We start from the raw sequence: 15,586 nt of genomic DNA, 5'->3' as shown, positions 1-15,586 counted from the left end.
GGGAACCGGAGAAAACCCGATTGTGGCGAGCGCCTCCCCCCGTGGAAAGTGGCGGTGCCGCATGGCGACGGAAAAACCTGCGGCAGGCAAAGCCGTAAGCTTGGCGACGCCCCTCCCCGGAGACCGCCATGACGCTGGATCGACGCGACTTCCTCAAGTTCGCCGGGCTGGGTGCGCTGGCCGCCGGCGCCGCCGCGCAGCCCACGCCGCAGGCGGCTGCGTCGTCTGCGGCGGCGATTCCGCCAGCCGGCCGCGCCGACCACACGCTGCGCATCGCGCGCAGCCTGGTGGAGCTGGCGCCGGACCACATCGTCTCCACCACCGCCTACAACGGCAGCGTGCCCGGCCCGCTGCTGCGCCTGCGCGAGGGCCGGCGCGTGGTGGTGGACGTGCACAACGACACCGATGTGCCCGAGCAGCTGCACTGGCACGGGCAGTTCCTGCCGGTGGACGTGGACGGCGCGGCGGAGGAAGGCACGCCGTACATACCGGCGCATGGCATGCGCCGGCTGAGCTTCGTGCCGGGGCCGGCTGGCTTCCGCTTCTACCACTCGCACGTGGTGGCGGGTTCCGACCTCACCCGCGGCCAGTACAGCGGCCAGGTGGGTCCGGTCTACATCGATCCGCAGCGCGAGCCCGGCGCCTACGACCGCGAGGTGTTCCTCACGCTGAAGGAGTTCGACCCGTTCTTCAGCCAGGGCGGCGACATGGCGATGGATTTCCTGCGGCCGGACGCGGCGGACCCGGCGCTGAAGGCGCGTGGCGAAGCGGCGATGCAGGCCTCGCTGGCGCGCGGCGACCAGCGCGGCTACGAGGTGGGCTACCAGGCGTTCGCGATCAACGGCCACATGCTGGGCCACGGCGAGCCGATCCGGGTGAAGGCGGGCGAGCGCGTGCTGTTCCACGTGCTCAACGGCAGCGCCACGGAGATCCGCAGCCTCGCCCTGCCCGGCCACACGTTCACCGTGCTGGCGCTGGACGGCAACCCGGTGCCGCACCCGGCCGAGGTGCCGGTGCTGTGGCTGGGCACGGCCGAGCGCATCAGCGCGGTGGTGGAGATGCGCCGTCCCGGCGTGTGGGTGCTGGGCGACCTTGCCGACGACGACCGCGGCCACGGCATGGGCATCGTGGTGGAGTACGCCGGGCAACGCGGTGCGCCGCGCTGGGAGGCGCCGCCGCCGTTCGGCTGGGACTACCGCCGCTTCGCCGAACCCGGCGCCATGGCCGCGCCGCCGGACGAGACGATAGAGATGACGTTCGCCAAGCAGAACGCGGCGGACGGCGGCTTCAACCGCTGGACCATCAACGGCCAGGCGTTCGACATGCGCGCGGGCACGCCGCGCTTCCGCCTGGTGCACGGGCGGCGTTACCGCCTGCGCATGCACAACGCCAGCGACGACATCCACCCCATGCACCTGCACCGCCACACCTTCGAGATTGCCAGCATCGCCGGCCAGCCCACCGCGGGCGTGCGCAAGGACGTGGCGATGCTGGGCGGCTACCAGACGATGGAAGTGGATTTCACCGCCGACCAGCGGGGCCTGTCGCTGTTCCACTGCCACATGCAGCTGCACATGGATTTCGGCTTCATGGCCTTGTTCGATTGCGCATGAGTACATCGACGACGCGCGGCCGCGCGGGCGAGGTGGCCGCCGCCTTCCTGTGGCTGGGGCTCACCTCGTTCGGCGGGCCGGTGGCGCACCTCAGCTATTTCCGCCGTGCCTTCGTGCAGCGGCGGCGCTGGCTGGACGAGGAACACTTCAGCCAGTTGCTGGCGTTGTGCCAGTTCCTGCCCGGGCCGGCGAGCAGCCAGCTGGGCTTTTCCATCGGCCTGCTGCGCGCGGGCTGGCTGGGCGGGCTGGCCGCGTTCGTGGGCTTCACCCTGCCTTCGGCGCTGCTGCTGTTCGCGTTCGCGCTGGCCAGCCGCGCGCTGGACGGCGGCGGGTGGGGCATAGCGCTGGTGCACGGCCTGAAGCTGGTGGCGGTGGCGGTGGTGCTGCACGGCGTGCTGGGCATGGCGCGCACGCTGGCGCCGGACTGGACGCGGCGCACGATGGCGCTGGCGGCGGCGCTGCTGGTGCTGGCCAGCGGCGCGCCGTGGATGCAACTGGTGCTGGTGGCCGGCGGCGCGCTGGCGGGGCGGTGGCTGTGCCGCGGCGTGACGGCGCGCACGGGCGAGCGGTTCGCGCTGGCGTGGGGGCGGCGCAGCGGCGCGGTGCTGATCGCACTGTTCCTGCTCGGGCTGGGCGCGGCCTTCCTGCCCGGCCTGCCGCCGCTGGGCAGGGCGGCGGCCGCGTTCTACCGCGCGGGCGCGCTGGTGTTCGGCGGCGGCCACGTGGTGTTGCCGTTGTTGAAGGCCTCGGTGGTCGATCCCGGCTGGCTGGACAACAACACCTTTCTCGCCGGCTACGGGGCGGCGCAGGCGGTGCCGGGGCCGATGTTCACGCTGGCGTCCTTCCTCGGCGCGCGCCTGCCAGGCGGCATGGGCGGCGCGCCGGGCGCCACAGTGGCGGTGCTGGCCATCTTCGCGCCGGGCCTGCTGCTGGTGGCTGGCGCGCTGCCGTTCTGGCGCGCGCTGGCGCAGCGCACCGGCGCGGCGCGCGCGCTGGCCGGGGTGAACGCGGTGGTGGTGGGCCTGCTGGCTGCGGCGTTCATCAACCCGGTGGCGGCCAGCGCGATCCACGCGCCGCTGGACGTACTGGTCGCCGCCGTCGGCGTGCTGATGCTGCTCGCCCGCTGGCCGGCGCTGGCAGTGGTGGCGTGGTGCGTGGCGGCGACGCTGGCGCAAGCGCTTTTCGCGCAAGGCATGTAACCGCACGCCGGCGCGGGGCGAAGGACGTCGTGGCGGCTGTCCCGGCTCGTCGCTCCCCCGTCCCCACCCTGGAAACCCCATGCCCGATCCGCATGCATCCGCCACGCCGCTGCACCGCCGCACGGGTGCCTGGTTCCTCATCATCGCCATTCCCGCGGTGTGTGCACTCGCCTTCGCCTATGTGGGCGGCTGGCTGTCGCCGCAGCGGCTGACGCCGCCGCGCCTGATCGACCAGTTGCAGCGGAACGCCGGTGTGTATCCCGGCTACCGCCGCAACCACGCCAAGGGCGTGTGCGTGGCCGGCTATTTCCAGAGCAGCGGCGCGGCGGCACGCTACTCGGTGGCGCAGGTGTTCGCGCCGGGGCAGCGCACGCCGGTGGTAGGCCGCTTCGCGATCCCCGGCGGCAACCCATATGCGCCGGACAGCAGCATACCGATCCGCAGCATGGCGCTGCGCTTCACGCAGGCGAACGGCCAGCAATGGCGCACCGGCATGAACAGCATGCCGGTGTTCCCGGTGGCCACGCCGCAGGCGTTCTACGCGCAGTTGCAGGCGGGGCAGCCCGACCCGGCCACCGGCAAGCCCGACCCGGCGAAACTGGCGGCGTTCTTCGCCGCACACCCGGAGACCGCCGCGTTCCGCGCCTGGGCGAAGACCGCGAAGCCTTCGGCCAGCTTCGCCACCGAGAGTTACTGGGGCCTGGACGCGTTCGAGTTCGTGGATGCAGGCGGTGCGCAACATGCGGTGCGCTGGCGCATGGCGGCGCAGTCCTCGGGCAACGGCGCCGCCGCGCCGGCAGACGATCCGAACTACCTGGATGCCGACCTGCGCCAGCGCCTCTCGCACGGTCCGCTGCGCTGGACGTTGCAGGTGACCCTGGCCGATCCGGGCGACCCCACCGACGACGCCACCAAGGCATGGCCGGCCGACCGCACCACCGTCGACGCCGGCACGCTGGTGGTCGACAGCGAGCAGCCGCAGGACAGCGGCCCCTGCCGCGACATCAACTACGACCCCACGGTGCTGCCGCACGGCATCGCCATCTCTGACGATCCGCTGCTGCCCGCGCGCTCGGCCGCGTATGCCGACTCCTACCTGCGCCGCACCAGCGAGGAAGCGCACCTGCCCGGCACCGCCCGCGCGCATGAGCCGGCCCCGGCGGAGGCACGGCGATGAAGAACACCACCGGCGTTTTCTCCCTGCCCGCCCGCGTGCTGCACTGGCTGATGGCCATCCTGATCCTGGCAATGCTGTTTATCGGCATCGGCATGGTGGCCACGGTATCCGAACGCCACGAGTGGCTCATCCGCATCCACAAGCCGCTGGGCATCGCGATCCTCGTGCTCGCCGTGCTACGCCTCGCCGTACGCCTGCGCCACCCGCCACCGCCGTTGCCGGCCGACCTGCCCGCGTTGCAGAAGCTGGCCGCGCATGCCTCGCACTGGCTGCTCTATGCGCTGATGATCGCGATGCCGCTGGTCGGCTGGGCGATGCTCTCGGCCGGCGGCTACCCGGTGATGCTCAGCGACGCGCTGCGCCTGCCGCCGATCTTCCCGGCGGGCCCCACGGCGTTCGCGATCCTGCGCCACCTGCACACCGGGCTGGCACTGCTGCTGTTGCTCACCTTCCTCGCCCACCTGGCCGCGGCGCTGTACCACGGGCTGATCCGGCGCGATGGCGTGCTGGCCAGCATGCTGGGCGGAAGGCGCGCGCCGTGACGCAGCCGCGGCGGCGGGATCTCAGTGGCAGCCCTGCGGCGGCTGCAGCGTCGCGTGGAACAGCACGTCGTAGGCCAGCGTGCCCATGACGGCGTAGCCGCGGTCGTTCGGGTGCAGGCCGGCGTCACCGGCGCAGACACTGGCCATGCCGACCGGCCGCGGCGACTGTTGCGCGGCCAGCGGCGGCGGCGTGTACGCGCCGGCCACGGCGTCGGAGAAATCGACCACGCCGTCGAACGCGCCCGAGCTGCGTATCCACTGGTTGAATTGCAGCCGCACCGCTTCCCGCTGCGGGCTGTACCAGTCCGCGACCCCGGCGAACGGCGTGACCGTGCCGGCGTAGATGCGCAGGTGGTGCTGGTGGGCGACGTCGGCCAGCATGCGCATCGACGCGATCAGGTCGCCGGCCGATGCGCCGTTCGGGTAACCGGCGGCATCGATGCCGCGGTCGATGTCGTTGGCGCCGAACAGCACCACCACGTCGGTGACGCCGGGACGGTCGACCACGTCGCGCAGGTAACGCTTCAGGCCGGAGGCGCCGGCGCCAGGCGCGCCGATCTGGTCAGTGCTCAGCTCGTCGGCGCTGATGCCGGCGTTCACCACCGCCGCCGCGTCGCCGTGGCGCTGGGCCACGCGGGCCAGCACCGCTGGCCAGGAGGCGGTGGGTGCACTGGCGAGCGCGCCATCGGTGATCGAGTCGCCGAACGCGACGATGCCGCGGGTGCTGGCCGGCGCCTCGACTTCGACGCCGGCCAGCAGATAGATGTGGTCGTCGCGCGTGCGCGGCAGCGCCTTCGCGGCCGGCATCCGCGCCAGCGACGGCTGCCGCGTGGCGTCGCCGTCGACCGCCCAGGTGGTGTGCGCCAGTTCCATCGGGTGGACATCGGCGAGCGGCGCCGGCCCGTCGAAGTACAGGCTGACGACCGCGTCCGACAGCGCCGGCAGGTGCAACTCGACCGGATCGCTGACCGCCTCGCTGCCGGGCGCGAGGGTGATCGACGGCTTGCCGTGGAAGCGCAACCGCCGGTCGCTGCCGGGATCGATCGCCGACAGGTCGCCGGCATGGCCGGCGCCGCGCGCGATGCGAGCGGCGCTCACGGTGAGCGGCGCGCGGCCGTAGTAGTTCGACAGCCGGATGCGCACGCGCTCGCCGCCGGCGCTGAGGTTCACGCTCTGGCGCAAGGTGAGGTGATCGACCGTGGGCGCGCGCTCGACCGGCTGTCCGTAGGCGTCGCGCAGCGGTTTGCCGTCGCGGCCGGCGACCTGCTGGTAGTTCGAGGTCATCGCCTGGCCCCACGTGGCGACCCATTTCTGCGCGGCCGGCTCCGCGGCGGTCGCGCAGGCCGGCAGCAGCAGGCACCCGGACAGCCAGGCGGCCAACGCGATGGCGGACCGCCCCTGCGTGTTGCAACGTGGGTATCTCATGCGTGCGTGCCCGGCAAATGGAAGGATGGTGCCCTGGATCGTTCGGCAATCCGCATCCCAGTGTCAACGCGCCGGACCGGCCGACGGCAATCCCGCCGCCACGCTTATCCGGGGCGTCCCGTCCTCGGCCGGAGCATCCTTGCCGCGCCAATTGACGGACATCGGACGGCGGCGGAGACTGCCGGGCCGGGGAATCCGGGCATGGCCATCGCGCGTCATCGCGGGGGAGGCTGCCATGCTTGCGAAAGAACCGATGTACCGCTTCACGATCGCCACCACCTTGCTGCTCGCCATGGGCGGCCTGCAGGCCGCCGACAGGAAGGCGCCGACGGATGCCGAACTGATCGCGAGCGCGATGCGCGCGGCGCCGGCGAGCATCGCGAAACACGCCACGGTCGTCGTACCGGGCGCGGACGGCGCGATGCGCACGTTGCGCAAGGGCACGAACGCATTCACCTGCATGCCGGACGACCCGGCCACGCCGGGGCCGGACCCGATGTGCGCGGACAAGAACGCGTGGGCGTGGCTGGGCGCGTACATGGCGCACAAGCCACCGCCGGCGGGAGTCGGCATGGCGTACATGCTGCAGGGCGGCGTCGACGCGAGCAACACCAATCCCTTCGCGACGAAACCCGCGGCGGGCCAACACTGGGTCCGCACCGGACCACACCTGATGATCTTCGGCGCGAATGCGGCGTTCTACGACGCCTACCCGAAGGACGCGATGCCGGACACCTCGGTGCCGTACGTGATGTGGGCCGGCACGCCCTACCAGCACCTGATGGTGCCCGTGCACTGAGCGCAGCGGGGCCGCGCCATTGATGTCCGAAAGCGGCGAGTCTTGCCCTGGGCGCGGTGCTAGCCTGCGGGCATGAACGATCCCCATGCCACTGCCCTGCCCGACCCGCGCAGCTGCGAACAGGCCCGCCTCAGCCGCGACGCGCGCTTCGACGGCCTGTTCTTCACCGCCGTCCGCAGCACCGGCATCTATTGCCGGCCGGTATGCCCCGCGCCGTCGCCGAAGCGGGAGAACGTGCGCTATTACGCCAGCGCGGCGGCGGCGGAGGCGGCCGGTTTCCGGCCCTGCCTGCGCTGCCGCCCGGAGCTGTCGCCGGGCAACGACGTGTGGCAGCGCGGCGACCACGTGGTGGCGCGCGCGCTGAAACTGATCGAACACGGCGCGCTGGACGACGGTTCGCTGGACCAGCTGGCTGCGCGGGTCGGGCTGGGTACGCGGCAGCTGCGCCGGCTGTTCGTGGAACGGCTGGGCGCGCCGCCGCTGAGCGTGCACACCACGCGCCGGCTGCTGTTCGCGAAGCAGCTGCTGACCGAGACGGCGCTGCCGGTGACGGAGGTCGCGCTGGCGTCCGGCTTCCGCAGCCTGCGCCGCTTCAACGCCGCGTTCGCGCAGGCGAACCGCATCGCGCCGCGCGAGCTGCGCCGCCAGCCGCGCGCGGCGCAAGGCGATGCGCTGGTGTTGCGGCTGGCGTATCGGCCGCCGTTCGATTTCGCGTCGCTGCTCGCGTTCCTCGGCGGCCGCGCGCTGCCGGGCATCGAGCAGGTGGACGACACCGCGTATGCGCGCGTGTTCGGGCCGGCCGACGCGCCAGGCTGGCTGCGAGTCTCCGCGTGGCCCGGCGGTGAGCATGCGCTGAAGCTGGAGCTGCATTGCCCGCAGCCGGCGCGGATGCTGGACGTGGTGGCGCGCGTGCGCCGCCTGTTCGACCTCGATGCCGATCCGCGCGCGATCAGCGATGCTCTGCGCGGCGAGGCCACGTTGCGCCCGCTGCTGCGCAAGCGCCCCGGCCTACGCCTGCCGGGCAGCTGGGACGGCTTCGAGATCGCGGTGCGCGCGATCCTCGGCCAGCAGGTGAGCGTGGCCGCGGCGCGCACGCTGGCCACGCGCCTGGTGCAGCGCCACGGCGTGGCGCTGCACCAGGCGCCGCTGCCGGGGCTGGACCGCTTGTTCCCCACGCCCGAAGTGCTGGCGGACGCGGACCTGCGCGAACTCGGCGTGACCGGCGCGCGCGCGGAATCAATACGCGGCATGGCGCGCGCGCTGCTGGACGGCCGCGTCGATTTCCGCGCGGAGCAGTCGCTGGATGACTTCGTGGCGCGCTGGGTCGCGCTGCCCGGCATTGGCGAATGGACTGCGCACTACATGGCGATGCGCGCGCTGAGCCACCCCGACGCGTTCCCCGCGGCGGACCTGATCCTGCGCCGTGCCGCCGCACGCGGGGGCGAGGCGCTGGGCACGAAGGCGCTGACCGCGCTGGCCGAGGCATGGCGCCCGTGGCGCGCATATGCAGTGATCCACCTGTGGCGCGGCAGCGCCGACGCCGCGCCGGCGCCGCGCACGACGCGCAGGCGAGTCGCCGCATGAGCGCGCAGGAAACGATCTGGTACGACGAGTTGCCCACGCCGATTGGCGAACTGCGCCTGGTCGCCGACACGCAAGGCCTGCGCGAGGTGTGGTTCGACGGCGGACGCCACCAGAAGGCGCCCGATCCGCACTGGACGCGCGATGTGGGCCGGCTCGCGTTCGCCAGCGTGCAGCTGGAGGAATACTTCGCCGGCACGCGGCAGGCGTTCGCGCTGCCGCTGCACCCGATCGGCACGCCGTTCCAGCTCGCCGTGTGGCAGGAGCTGGCGCGCATTCCCTACGGCACCACCACCAGCTACGGCGCAGTGGCGCAGCGCATCGGCCAGCCGCAGGCAGTGCGCGCGGTGGGCGCCGCGAACGGCCGCAACCCGCTGCCGATCGTGCTGCCCTGCCACCGCGTGATCGGTGCGGACGGCAGCCTCACCGGCTTCGGCGGCGGCCTGCCGACCAAGCGATTCCTGCTCGCGATGGAGCAGCGCGTCGCGCACGGCGACCTGTTCGCGATGCCCTGATCCCCGCTTCCGCGACACGGCCCGCGCGCCTCCGCCCCTGCCGGATGGCCCATGGCGATGCCGGCCCGGTCATGTATACACTGTATACATGAAACGCCTGACCACGCCCGAGAAGATCCTGCGCGCCGCGCACAAGCTGTTCGAGCGCGGCGGTGCCGACGCGGTGAGCATGCGGCGCGTGGCCGACGCGGTCGGCATCACGCCGATGGCGATCTACCGCCACTTCCCCAACCGCGAGGCGCTGCTGAAGAAGCTCTCCGACGACAGCTTCGACAGCGCCGCCCGGGAGTGGGAAGCGCGGGCCGCGCAGCCGGACGTCCGCGAACGCCTGCTCGCGCTGCTGGTGCCGTACCTGGATTATGCGCTGCAACATCCGCATCTGTTCGACCACGCGTTCTCGGCGCGCCGCGACGACGCCCGGCGCTTTCCCGAGGATTTCCACGCGCGCCGCTCGCCCACCTTGAACGTCGTCGCCGACGCGGTCGCCGAAGGCATGCGGCTGGGCGTGCTGAAGCCGGACGACCCGTGGGACGTGGCGATGTCGCTGTGGGCGCATGCGCACGGCCTGATCGCCTTGTACCGCGCCGGGCGCTTCAGCTACGACGAGGCACGGTTCCGCCAGTTCTACTTCGAATCCGCGAGGAGATTGCTCGATGGCATCCAGGCTTGATCGTGCGGCAACGATGGCCACGCCGGCGGCGCTGCTGCTGTCCGCCGCGGCGTGGTGGTTCGGCGGCGGCATGCATCCCTGGTGGTGGCTGGCGTGGCTGGCGCCGTTGCCGGTGCTGTGGCTGGTGCCGCGCCTGGGTGCGCGCCGGGCGGCGCTGGCGGCGTTCGCCGCCTACGCCGTCGGCGGCATGAGCCAGTGGCATTACCTGCACGGCGTGATCCGCCTGCCGCTGCTGTTCGACCTCTATGCGGTCGCCGCACCTGCGCTGGTGTTCGCGCTGTGCGCGCTGCTCTACCGCCGGCTGCTGCGCTCGGGCCACGTGCTGCCGGCAACGCTGGCGGTGCCGGCGCTGTGGGTCGCCGTCGAGTACGCCAGCAACCTGGTTTCGCCGCACGGCACCTGGGGCAGCATCGCCTACGGCCAGATGGATGCGTTGCCGGTCATCCAACTGGCCGCGCTCACCGGACTGTGGGGCATCAGCTTCCTCCTGCTGCTGGTGCCGGCTGCCGTGGCCGCCCTGTTCACCGCCACAGCGCCGCGGCGCGGCCGCCTCGTGGCCGCAGGCATCGCCGCACTGCTGGCCGCGGTCGCGCTGGGCTACGGTGCCTGGCGCCTCGCGGCGCCCGCCACCGGCAGCCTGCGGATCGGCCTTGTGTCGCTGGAGAAACCGATACGCCCCGCGCTCGACAGCGCGGCCGGCGCGGCGCTGGAAGCGCGCTACATCGAGGCGATCCGGCGGCTTGCCGACGCCGGCGCCAAGGTCGTCGTGACCTCCGAGACCTCGTTCGCCACGACGGCGGCCGCCGTGCCCGCCTTCGCCGCACTGGCGCGGCAGGAGGGCGTGACCCTGGACATCGGCATCGACGGCAAGGGCGATCCGCACGCCGAGCGCAACATGGCCATGGTGTTCCGGCCCGACGCCGACGCGCCCGCCACGTATTCCAAGCACCACCTGATACCGGGCTTCGAGCGCCAGTACACCCCCGGCAGGCACTACACGCTGCTCGACGGCGACCCGCGCATCGGGCTGGCCGTCTGCAAGGACATGGACTTCCACGACGTGAGCCGGGCGTATGCGCAGCGCGGCGCGCAGTTGCTGCTGGTGCCCGCCTGGGACTTCGGCGTCGACGGCTGGCTGCATAGCCGGATGGCGATCATGCGCGGCGTGGAAAACGGCTTCGCGATCGCCCGCGCCGCGCGCTCCGGCCGCCTCACCCTCAGCGACGACCGCGGCCGCGTACTGGCGGAAGCCTCCAGCGAGACGCATGACGCGGAACGGGTGGGGAACCTGCCGCTGCGCGACACGCACACCGTGTACGCGCGCTGGGGCGACTGGTTCGCATGGCTGGACCTGGCGCTGCTGGCCGTGCTGGTGTTCATGGCGCGCCCGGCCCTGCGCCGACGCGCCGGGTCGGCTCAGTGACCCTGCGGCTTCTTCACCGCTGAATCCGTCGTTTGCGCCGGTGGCGGCGGCGTGGATGCGTCGCGGTACTGGTTGACCAGGTCCTGCTGGCTGGCGTTCGCGCGGTCCCGCTGCGCCTGGTCGGCCTGCGCCTGCTGGCGGCGCGCGGCGGAGCCTTGCGCCAACGGCTGCTGGGCCATGTTCGCCACGTTCTGCCGCTGCTGCTCCTGCTGCTGGGCCTTCTGCAGCTGGTCGCTGACCTGCTGCTGGCGCACCGTCTGCTGGAACTGCGCGTTCGCCGGCGGCGTCTGCGCCGCGGCCGCGCCGGCAAACGCGAGCAGGCCCGCAAGCAGCAGGCGCGACGGCAACCGATTCGTATTGTCACCGGAAGAACGTGCGACGGTCATGGCATCTGGGCGATCATGGGGAGACATCCGCATCGTATGGGCTCCTGCATGAAATTCCTGTTTCGCCTGCTGCTGGCTTCACTGGCGGCATTCAGCGCCGGTTGCGCCACGCAGCCGCCCGCGCCCGCGCCTGCCGCCGCCGCGAGCGCCGCGCGTCGCGCGCCGCTGCTGCTGATCTCGATCGACGCGTTCCGCGCGGACTACATCGACCGCGGCCTCACGCCCACCCTGGCGATGCTGGCGAAGAGCGGCGTGCACGCCGACGCGATGCAACCCTCGTTCCCCTCGCTGACCTTCCCCAACCACTACACCCTGGTCACCGGCCTCTACCCGGACCACCACGGCATCGTCAACAACACGATGTTCGATCCCGCACTCGGCAAGTTCTCGATCGGCAACCGCGCGGCGGTGGCCGACGGCCGCTGGTGGGCCGAAGGCACGCCGATCTGGGAGACCGCCGATGCGCACGGGCTGCGCACCGCCACCATGTTCTGGCCCGGCAGCGAGGCCGACATCCGCGGCAGGCACCCGGACTACTGGAAGCCCTACGACGGCAAGGTGACGCCCGACCGGCGCGTGGACCAGGTGCTGGCCTGGCTGGACCTGCCCGCCGACCAGCGGCCGACCTTCCTCACCTTGTATTTCGACGCGGTCGACCATGCCGGCCACGAGCACGGCCCGGACTCGCCCGAGGTGGATCGGGCGCTGCGCGACACCGACGCCGCGCTGGCGCGGCTGGTGGCCGGCCTGAAGCAGCGCGGCCTGTTCGACCGGATCAACCTGATCGTGCTCGCCGACCACGGCATGGCCAGCGTGCCGCTGCAGAACAGCGTGCTGATCGAGCGGCTGATCCCGCAGGATGCGGTGAACACCGTCAGCCTCGGTGTGCTCGCCGGCTTCAACCCGAAGCCCGGCCACGACTTCGCCGCGATCGAGCGCACGCTGGAACAGCCGCAGCAGCACATGCGCTGCTGGGACAAGGCGCGCATCCCGGCCCGCTTCCACTACGGCGGCAACCCGCGCGTGCCGCAGCTGGTGTGCCTCGCCGACACCGGCTGGCGCATCACCACCGCCGCACACCTGGCCCGGCACGAGGGCCACATCAGCATCGGCGACCACGGCTACGACAACGCCGATCCGCGGATGCGCGCGCTGTTCGTGGCGCATGGCCCGGCGTTCCAGGCCGGCCTGCGCTACCCGGAATTCCCGAACGTGAACGTCTATCCGCTGATGACCCACCTGCTCGGCATCCCCGCCGCCGCGAACGACGGCGACTACGATGCGGTGAAGGACATGCTGAAGCCGGCCGCGCAATAAGCACCCGCAGGAGCGCACCCTGTGCGCGATGGTTTTGGCTTCGATCGAACGCCAGAGCATTCGCGCACAGGGTGCGCTCCTACCGGAAGCCGATGCCGCTGATCCATCACTCCTTGCTCATCACCGTAGGTGGCGTACCCACGCTCACTGCAGATAGTTGCTGACTTCGATCAGGTTGCGGTCGGGATCGCGGAAATACACGGACACGATAGCCCCGCGCGCGCCGGTGCGCGGTACCGGGCCCTCCAGCACTTCGACGCCGCAGGCGTGCAGGTGCGCGATCACCCCGGCCAGTGGCGTGGCGCTGACGAAACACAGATCGGCCGAGCCCGGCGTGGGCCGCCCGGCCTTCGGCTCGAACTCGTGGCGGTACGGGTGCAGGTTGATCTTCTGCGACCCGAAGGCCAAGGCCTTGCGGCCCGCGGCAAACGTTACGGCCTGCATGCCCAGCACGCGTTCGTAGAACGCGCAGCTGGCGTCGACGTCGGCGACGGTGAGCACCAGGTGGTCCAGCGAATCGATCTTCACGGCCTCGCTCCTCTTCACGGCATCGCGCCCTTGCTCATCGGCGTGGGCGGCGTGGCCACGTTGACCAGCGGCTGCAGCCGCACCAGGCCCAGGGCGATCGCGAGGCCAGCCAGCACCAGCGCGCCGACGAAGGCGGCCACGCCGTTCCAGCCGTGTGCGGCATAGAACAGGCCGCCGCTGGCGCCGGCCACGCTGGAGCCCATGTAGTAGCAGAACAGGTACATCGACGAGGCCTGCGCCTTCGCCGCACCGGCGCGCCGGCCCACCCAGCTGCTGACGATGGAGTGGCCGCCGAAGAAGCCGAAGGTGATCGCCACGATGCCGACCATGATCAACCACAGCGACGCGGCCAGCGTCAGCAGCACGCCCGCCAGCATCAGCGCCAGCGCCGTCCACAGCACCTTGCGCCGGCCCAGCCGGCCGGCGAGATGGCCCATCCACGCCGAGCTGAAGGTGCCGATCAGGTAGATGCCGAAGATCAGGCCCACCACGGCCTGGCTGAGGCTGTACGGCGGCGCGAGCAGGCGGTAGCCGAGGTAGTTGTAGACGGTGACGAAGGCGCCCAGCAGCAGGAAGCCTTCCACGAACAGCCACGGCAGGCCGCGGTCGCGGAACATGCCGCCGAAGCGCGCGGCCAGCGCATGCACGGAGAAAGGCTGGCGCCGGAAGTGTCGCGACGGCGGCAGCGTGCGCCAGAACGCCAGCGCGCAGGCCAGGCCGATCACGCCCACCACGGCGACGCCCATGCGCCAGCCGAAGAAGTCGGCGAGCACGCCGGTGACCAGGCGCCCGCCCATGCCGCCCACCGCGCTGCCGCTGATGTAGAGGCCCATGCCGAGGCCGATCGAGTCGGCGTGCATCTCCTCGCCGAGGTAGGTCATCGCCACCGCGGGCAGGCCGCTCAGCGTGAGTCCCAGCAGGGTGCGCACCGCGAGCAGCGAGCCCCAGTCCGGCATCGCCGCGCTGGCCAGCACCAGCACCGCGGAGGACAGCAGGGAGGCCACCATCACCGGCTTGCGGCCCCATGCGTCGGACAGGCCACCCGCGAACAGCATCGCGAACGCGAGCACGCCGGTGGTGAGCGACAGCGACAGCGCCGCGCCTGCCTCGCTGACGTCGTAGTCGCGGCTGAATTCCGGCATCAGCGGCTGCACGCAGTACAGCAGGCCGAAGGTGGCGAGGCCTGCGGCGAACAGCGCGAGGTTGGTGCGGCGGAACGCCGGCGTGCCGTGGCGGATCCACTCCTGCGTATCCGCCGCGGCCGCATCGTGAACAGGGAAATCGTGCATCGCCCGTCGCATGCTTCCGAAGGTCATGCGGCGAGCATAGAGCGTCCGCGCCGGACGATCGACAAGGCGCGGCGCTGCATCGTCAGCCGGCGTGCCGCTGTGCTTCCAGCAGCGGCACCAGCGACATCGACCACGCGTTGAGGTTGCCGTTGTCCCATTGCTCGATGCGCCGCAGGTAGTCGCCTGCCTGTGCCGCCGTATGCGGATAGTGCGCCACCGGCATGGCCCGGTCACTGGTGAAGTACAGCGTGCGCTGGTCCGGGCCGAGGTGCGGCAGGTAGTCGGTGCTGAAGCCCGGGCGGTCGTCACCCGCGTAGCGGATGGCCTGCGGCACGCCCCAGCCGTCGCCCTGGCGGAACACGATGAACAGGTGGTCCTTGCTGTCGCCCGGCAGGCGGTGGTCGCTGGCGAACACCATGTACGAACCATCCGGCGCGATCTCCGGATCCACGTCGTCGTCGCCGTAGTGGCTGAACGGCAGCGGCTGCGCCGGCTGGTAGGCACCGTGCGCGTAGTGCGACACGTACAGCCGCTTGCCCTTGCCCGGGTCGATCGACAGGAAGTAGATGCTGCCGTCGCGCGTCATGCTGGCCTTCCACACGGCGTCGCTGATGTTGACCGCGGCGGGCAGCCGCACAGGCTTGCTCCACCCATGGTCGCCCACGCGGTCCACCCGCCACAGGCCCACCTGCTGGCGTGCCGGCGTGGTGCCGGTGCGGCGGATCGACACGTAGACCACGTACTTGCCGTCCGGCGAAAACTCGGGCGCGAGATCCGGCCACGTGCCGGAAAACGAAGCCATGACCGGCGCGGACCAATGGCCGTCCACCCGATGCGATTCCAGGATGATGCCGCCGCCGGCGCCGCTGCGGGTAAAGAGCAGCGTGTTGCCGTCGGGGCTGAAGGCGGGCGCCTCGTCGTTGGCGGGACCGGAGACGATGCCCGGCGCGAAGACCTGCGGCGCGACCAGCACCGGCGGTGCGGCGGTGGCGGCGATGGCGGTGTCGAGGCCGAGGGCGGCCACCAGGGCCAGGCAGAGCTTGCAGCAGCGTGAACCGGACACGTCGTAACTCCCTTGCGGCAGGTCGGGGACAAGCGGACGGACATCCCTGCGCGCACCAT

Annotated in this window: 15 protein-coding genes; 10 read left to right on the top strand and 5 right to left on the bottom strand. The window is 71.8% G+C overall.

Going from position 1 to position 15,586, the window contains the following annotated elements; genetic code table 11:
* The first annotated feature begins 128 nt into the window (after window positions 1–128).
* From AC2EWF_RS10280 to AC2EWF_RS10265, 4 genes are all read left to right on the top strand, one after another.
* A complete protein-coding gene (locus tag AC2EWF_RS10280) occupies window positions 129–1,613 on the top strand; it encodes a multicopper oxidase family protein (RefSeq protein ID WP_483639281.1) in 1,485 nt (494 codons plus the stop codon).
* A complete protein-coding gene (gene chrA, locus AC2EWF_RS10275) occupies window positions 1,610–2,812 on the top strand; it encodes a chromate efflux transporter (RefSeq protein ID WP_483639280.1) in 1,203 nt (400 codons plus the stop codon). The genes AC2EWF_RS10280 and chrA overlap by 4 nt, the downstream gene beginning before the upstream one ends.
* A 79-nt stretch (window positions 2,813–2,891) precedes the next feature.
* Window positions 2,892–3,989 (top strand): catalase family peroxidase, encoded by a 1,098-nt coding sequence (locus tag AC2EWF_RS10270; RefSeq protein ID WP_483639279.1) that lies wholly within the window; start codon window positions 2,892–2,894, stop codon window positions 3,987–3,989.
* Window positions 3,986–4,531: a cytochrome b gene (locus AC2EWF_RS10265; protein WP_483639278.1), complete on the top strand. Its 546-nt coding sequence runs from the start codon at window positions 3,986–3,988 to the stop codon at window positions 4,529–4,531. Before AC2EWF_RS10270 ends, AC2EWF_RS10265 begins: the two co-directional genes overlap by 4 nt.
* Before the next feature lie 21 nt (window positions 4,532–4,552).
* On the opposite strand, the gene AC2EWF_RS10260 is transcribed toward AC2EWF_RS10265, so the two are convergent.
* Window positions 4,553–5,956 (bottom strand): GDSL-type esterase/lipase family protein, encoded by a 1,404-nt coding sequence (locus AC2EWF_RS10260; protein WP_483639277.1) that lies wholly within the window; start codon window positions 5,954–5,956, stop codon window positions 4,553–4,555.
* 235 nt (window positions 5,957–6,191) lie between these two features.
* Here AC2EWF_RS10260 and AC2EWF_RS10255 point away from each other — a divergent pair, with 235 nt between their 5' ends.
* The 5 genes from AC2EWF_RS10255 to AC2EWF_RS10235 all read left to right on the top strand — a co-directional run bounded on the left by AC2EWF_RS10255 (window position 6,192) and on the right by AC2EWF_RS10235 (window position 10,944).
* Entirely contained in the window at window positions 6,192–6,755 is a 564-nt protein-coding gene (locus AC2EWF_RS10255) for a hypothetical protein (protein ID WP_483639276.1), read from the top strand.
* Between the two features lie 72 nt (window positions 6,756–6,827).
* Window positions 6,828–8,339 carry a DNA-3-methyladenine glycosylase 2 family protein gene (locus AC2EWF_RS10250; protein ID WP_483639275.1) on the top strand — a complete coding sequence of 504 codons (1,512 nt, stop codon included), beginning with the start codon at window positions 6,828–6,830 and terminating at the stop codon, window positions 8,337–8,339.
* A complete protein-coding gene (locus AC2EWF_RS10245; RefSeq protein WP_483639274.1) occupies window positions 8,336–8,851 on the top strand; it encodes a methylated-DNA--[protein]-cysteine S-methyltransferase in 516 nt (171 codons plus the stop codon). The genes AC2EWF_RS10250 and AC2EWF_RS10245 overlap by 4 nt, the downstream gene beginning before the upstream one ends.
* Window positions 8,852–8,939: 88 nt before the next feature.
* Window positions 8,940–9,521 (top strand): TetR/AcrR family transcriptional regulator, encoded by a 582-nt coding sequence (locus AC2EWF_RS10240; RefSeq protein WP_483639273.1) that lies wholly within the window; start codon window positions 8,940–8,942, stop codon window positions 9,519–9,521.
* On the top strand, window positions 9,505–10,944 hold the full coding sequence (locus AC2EWF_RS10235; RefSeq protein WP_483639272.1) for an apolipoprotein N-acyltransferase: 1,440 nt from the start codon (window positions 9,505–9,507) through the stop codon (window positions 10,942–10,944). The genes AC2EWF_RS10240 and AC2EWF_RS10235 overlap by 17 nt, the downstream gene beginning before the upstream one ends.
* On the opposite strand, the gene AC2EWF_RS10230 is transcribed toward AC2EWF_RS10235, so the two are convergent.
* Window positions 10,938–11,330, bottom strand: coding sequence for a hypothetical protein (locus tag AC2EWF_RS10230; protein ID WP_483639271.1), 393 nt, complete (start codon window positions 11,328–11,330; stop codon window positions 10,938–10,940). The genes AC2EWF_RS10235 and AC2EWF_RS10230 overlap by 7 nt on opposite strands.
* A 48-nt stretch (window positions 11,331–11,378) precedes the next feature.
* Here AC2EWF_RS10230 and AC2EWF_RS10225 point away from each other — a divergent pair, with 48 nt between their 5' ends.
* Window positions 11,379–12,647 (top strand): alkaline phosphatase family protein, encoded by a 1,269-nt coding sequence (locus tag AC2EWF_RS10225; RefSeq protein WP_483639270.1) that lies wholly within the window; start codon window positions 11,379–11,381, stop codon window positions 12,645–12,647.
* Window positions 12,648–12,791: 144 nt separating this feature from the next.
* On the opposite strand, the gene AC2EWF_RS10220 is transcribed toward AC2EWF_RS10225, so the two are convergent.
* From AC2EWF_RS10220 to AC2EWF_RS10210, 3 genes are all read right to left on the bottom strand, one after another.
* Complete coding sequence (locus AC2EWF_RS10220) at window positions 12,792–13,175, bottom strand: VOC family protein (RefSeq protein WP_483639269.1); 384 nt, start codon at window positions 13,173–13,175, stop codon at window positions 12,792–12,794.
* 14 nt (window positions 13,176–13,189) lie between these two features.
* Window positions 13,190–14,464: an MFS transporter gene (locus tag AC2EWF_RS10215; RefSeq protein ID WP_483639268.1), complete on the bottom strand. Its 1,275-nt coding sequence runs from the start codon at window positions 14,462–14,464 to the stop codon at window positions 13,190–13,192.
* A gap of 82 nt (window positions 14,465–14,546) precedes the next feature.
* Entirely contained in the window at window positions 14,547–15,527 is a 981-nt protein-coding gene (locus AC2EWF_RS10210; RefSeq protein ID WP_483639267.1) for a hypothetical protein, read from the bottom strand.
* Window positions 15,528–15,586 lie beyond the last annotated feature (59 nt).

The organism is Rhodanobacter sp. sgz306013 (assembly GCF_057031145.1).
The sequence above is the reverse complement of the archived record's forward strand: the minus strand, read 5'-3'. Positions and strand labels throughout refer to the sequence as shown.

Coding starts and splice junctions, on each gene's coding strand:
- AC2EWF_RS10280 (WP_483639281.1), top strand. CDS start 129: ATGACGCTGGATCGACGCGACTTCCTCAAGTTCGCCGGGCTGGGTGCG.
- chrA (WP_483639280.1), top strand. CDS start 1,610: ATGAGTACATCGACGACGCGCGGCCGCGCGGGCGAGGTGGCCGCCGCC.
- AC2EWF_RS10270 (WP_483639279.1), top strand. CDS start 2,892: ATGCCCGATCCGCATGCATCCGCCACGCCGCTGCACCGCCGCACGGGT.
- AC2EWF_RS10265 (WP_483639278.1), top strand. CDS start 3,986: ATGAAGAACACCACCGGCGTTTTCTCCCTGCCCGCCCGCGTGCTGCAC.
- AC2EWF_RS10260 (WP_483639277.1), bottom strand. CDS start 5,956: ATGAGATACCCACGTTGCAACACGCAGGGGCGGTCCGCCATCGCGTTG.
- AC2EWF_RS10255 (WP_483639276.1), top strand. CDS start 6,192: ATGCTTGCGAAAGAACCGATGTACCGCTTCACGATCGCCACCACCTTG.
- AC2EWF_RS10250 (WP_483639275.1), top strand. CDS start 6,828: ATGAACGATCCCCATGCCACTGCCCTGCCCGACCCGCGCAGCTGCGAA.
- AC2EWF_RS10245 (WP_483639274.1), top strand. CDS start 8,336: ATGAGCGCGCAGGAAACGATCTGGTACGACGAGTTGCCCACGCCGATT.
- AC2EWF_RS10240 (WP_483639273.1), top strand. CDS start 8,940: ATGAAACGCCTGACCACGCCCGAGAAGATCCTGCGCGCCGCGCACAAG.
- AC2EWF_RS10235 (WP_483639272.1), top strand. CDS start 9,505: ATGGCATCCAGGCTTGATCGTGCGGCAACGATGGCCACGCCGGCGGCG.
- AC2EWF_RS10230 (WP_483639271.1), bottom strand. CDS start 11,330: ATGACCGTCGCACGTTCTTCCGGTGACAATACGAATCGGTTGCCGTCG.
- AC2EWF_RS10225 (WP_483639270.1), top strand. CDS start 11,379: ATGAAATTCCTGTTTCGCCTGCTGCTGGCTTCACTGGCGGCATTCAGC.
- AC2EWF_RS10215 (WP_483639268.1), bottom strand. CDS start 14,464: ATGCACGATTTCCCTGTTCACGATGCGGCCGCGGCGGATACGCAGGAG.